2 protein-coding genes are annotated in these 3875 nt (G+C 53.3%); both read right to left on the bottom strand.

Annotated features, from left to right (window positions below; translation table 11 throughout):
- Positions 1–1328 (bottom strand): non-ribosomal peptide synthetase (locus tag ACX1DY_RS31280; RefSeq protein ID WP_458968022.1); only part of this gene is annotated, 1328 nt, incomplete at its 3' end.
- Between the two features lie 87 nt (positions 1329–1415).
- Positions 1416–3875: condensation domain-containing protein (locus ACX1DY_RS31275; protein ID WP_458968021.1), on the bottom strand; the 2460-nt coding region annotated here is incomplete at its 5' end.

Below are 3875 nucleotides of genomic sequence, written 5' to 3'. Positions count from 1 at the left end.
ATTTTCACCTGCTCATCGATCCGACCCATGTACTCCAGCTTCCCGTCCGGCAGCCATCTGGCCAGGTCTCCCGTCCGGTACATCCGCTCACCAGGTTCGAATGGGTTATCCACGAACTTCTCCACCGTCAATTCCGGTCGGTTCAAGTAACCACGCGCCAAGCCTTCTCCAGCGATACACAGCTCCCCCGGTGCTCCAATCGGCTGAAGGTGGTTCGATTTATTCACCACATAAATCCGTATATTCTGTATCGGTTTGCCGATCCCAACCTTCTCCGTATCCGGAGTAACCGCCTCTTGCGTCGCGTAGATGGTTGCCTCCGTCGGCCCGTAGATGTTCTCCACTCGGGCATGCGGCCACTGCTGACAAGCTCTCCGTGCCATCTCCGTCGGGAACGCTTCACCCGCGATAAACAGGTATTGCAGCGATGGAGCGGCTCCCCCGCTCCTTATCGCCTCCGTCATAAACAGCTGCAGCATGGAAGGAACGAAGTTGATGTGCGTCACCCGGTTATCATTAATGACGCGAAGCAGCTCCTGTGGATCTTTCTCGGCGCCCGGCGCCGCGATGATCACTTTCCCTCCGCCTGGTATCCATCCGAACAGTTCTGTCAATGACACGTCGAACGTATAGCCTGTCTTCAGCAGATACGACTCTTCTTCCCCGCATGGATATTTACGGTGCAGTGCCACCATGATATTCGTTAAGCCGCCATGTTCGACCATGACACCTTTTGGCTGTCCCGTCGATCCCGACGTGTAGATGACATACGCCAGATCGTTCGGACCGTTTGCGGCTGGCGGGTTCGCGGTGTCACCCGCGTACAGCGACACATCCGCCAGGTCCAGCACGGTTCCCTCGTACTCTTGCGGCACTTCTGCTTCCCCGTAGACAAGCAGCAGATCGGCGCTACTGTCTTCCAGCATGTACGTGATCCGATCCGCCGGATACGCCGGGTCGATCGGCAAGTATGCGCCGCCGGCCTTCAGAATCGCGAGAATCCCCACGATCATCTCCACCGAGCGCTCTGCCATAATCCCCACGATCCGATCCGCTCCGACCCCGCGCAACCGCAGCTCATGCGCCAACTGGTTCGCCTTTGCGTTCAGCTCCCCGTACGTCATTCGCCCAGACTCGAATATGACCGCCTCCGCTTCCGGCGTCCTCTCCGCCTGTTCCTCGAACAGCGCGTGAATCGTCTTATCCTTCGGGTACTCCGCCCTCGTGTCGTTAAACGTCTCCAGCAGCTGACGCCTCTCTTCTTTCTCGAGAAAATCGACACTTAGGATCATTCGACTCGAACCAATAGTCTTTTTACCCTCGGCCATTATCAGCCCTCCCTTCACTTTCGCGTAAGTATTCCACTAGAACGACTGCTGACAAGATAATTCTTTCACAGTGAATAATCAGAATAACTACTCCTCTTCGTTCAAGTTTCCTAGCTCTACTGCCATCATGTACAAAACTCGCTCAAAATACTGAAGCAGCCTGAGGGCGACCTCTTCCGGATAGAAAGATACGATTCTTAGCACTAACCCATTAAATGTGGTCGATACGGAAAAATCCAATTTGGTATTCGTTCTCTCATAGTTGAATCCCGGCGGACCATTCGAGATGATTGACGTTTCCTGCAAAGATTCGTATATATGAAAATCAACATAATTGAATATCGTGTCAAAAAATGGGTTGCCATCATCAGACGTCTCGCCTGTTGCACGCATAATATCCCGAAGCGGATATCTTCCAAAGTTTTTCATCTCCATGCATTTCGCGTGTACATTCTGAATCCATTCCAACCATGTCATTTCCGCATCGATCTTCATTTGCACCGGCACTGTATTTAGGAAACAGCCCAGTATTTTATCCCCGTCTTCACGAACAGGACGTCCGTTTTCTACGAGTCCGGTTAAAACTTCATTGTCGTAGGTAAACATGGACAGACTGTACAAATACGCAGCAAAGCAGATGGAACGCAGGCTTGTTCCGTTAGTTCTCGCCACATGCTTGAGTTCTTCCACCAACCGGGTTTCCAAGGCATGCGTATACACACCGCTCTGCTTCAAGCTTGATTGTGCCGCCTCCGGGAGTTCCAGCCGCTTGTATTCCCTCAATTCCTCCTGCCAGAACGTTTGGAAATCAAGACGATTTTTGATCGCAAGCTGTTCAATCACATAATCCTTGTATGTGCTCTTCAAATTGGTCTCTGCATGTCGGTCAAATGTCCCGGCACCTAGCATTCCATAAACGTTCAGCAACTCCGTCATGAACGAGGCGACACTCCAACCGTCCAAGATGGCGTGATGGAAAATCCAGCCCAAATACAGGCGGCCTCCGCCGAGCAAAAAGACCTGCATCCGCCAAAGCGGCGCCGTCCCGATATCAAACGGACGTTTGCGATCTTCTACCAGCCAGCGCTGCACGAAATCGCCTTGCTCGTTTCCGTCTAGTCCGATTAAATCCTCCAGCCCGATGCGGACCTCCACGTGTTTGCGCACAATTTGAACGGGATGAGCACCTGTTTCTAGGTAAAAATCGGTTCGTAAGATCGGATGCTTCTGGACCATAAAACGTAATACTTCCCTCAATCTTTCAAGTTGGAAATGTTCATCCTTAAGCCCATATACAAATTGATCGTGATATACCGCTTCCTCGGATTGCATGAGAGTATGGAAAATCATCCCTTGCTCGATATCACTCATCGGATAGAAATCCTCAACTTCACCCGCCAGTGCTGCGGGGCCGGACAAGATTTGTGCCCGCAGCTTCTCCATATCGGCCGCCAGAGCTTTTTCGGCAGAAGCGAGGTCCAGGTAATCGCTCTTGGAAAGGTTCGCCATGAAGGAATCGATCGTCGGATATTGGTACAGATGATGGAGGTTCACTTTTTGTCCAATCGCTTGCTCCATCCTCGCGATCAAGCGTATTGTTTTAATCGAGTCGCCACCTAGCTGGAAAAAGTCGTCCAGGATGCCCAGCGGTTGCGAAAGACCAAGCACGTCTTGCCAAATCTCCGCCAGTTTCGCTTCCGTCTCGCTGCGCGGCGCCACGTACTCGCTTCCTGCCTGCACCAGACCTTGCGGCTCCGGCAGCGCCTTCCGGTCTACCTTCCCGTTGGCCGTCAGCGGAATCCGCTCTACTTCTACTAAGTATGACGGCACCATGTACTCTGGCATGTTGGCCTTCAAATACGCACGCAACTTGGAGGCATCGAAGGCTCCGCCGCTCACCACGTACGCGCACAGGTACGCTTCGTCCCGCTCGTCTTTCCGGGCGATGACCACCGCTTCCTTCACGTCCGCGTGCTGCAATAGACGGTGCTCGATTTCGCCTGTCTCAATCCGGTACCCCCGGATTTTCACTTGCTCGTCGATCCGGCCCATGTACTCCAGGTTCCCGTCCGGCAGCCATCTGGCCAGGTCTCCCGTCCGGTACATCCGCTCACCAGCTTCAAACGGGTTGTCCACAAACTTCTCCGCTGTCAGCTCTGGACGGTTCAAGTATCCCCGCGTCACGCCTGCCCCGGCTACATACATTTCTCCGGCTACCCCTGCAGGAAGAAGCCGGCCGTTCTTGTCCAGAATCATGACCGCTAACGTTGGGATCGGTTTCCCGATGTTGCTGATGTTCGTCCGGATATCTTCGCCGGTTATTTCCTTGTACGTCACGTGGACGGTCGTTTCCGTTATGCCATACATGTTGATCAGAAGAGCATCCGGATACGTCCTCGCCCACGCTTCCAGTTGTGCAGGAGACAGTGCTTCCCCGCCGAATATCACTTTGCGGACACATAGATTCCGCTTCCGTTCCTTATCGCACACCTCATGGATCAGACTGTAGAACGCCGTAGGCGTCTGGTTCAGAATCGTCACGCGTTC

It is taken from the genome of Paenibacillus sp. BAC0078, from assembly GCF_054483875.1.
Note: the sequence above shows the minus strand (reverse complement) of the source record. Positions and strands in the feature narration are given on the sequence as shown.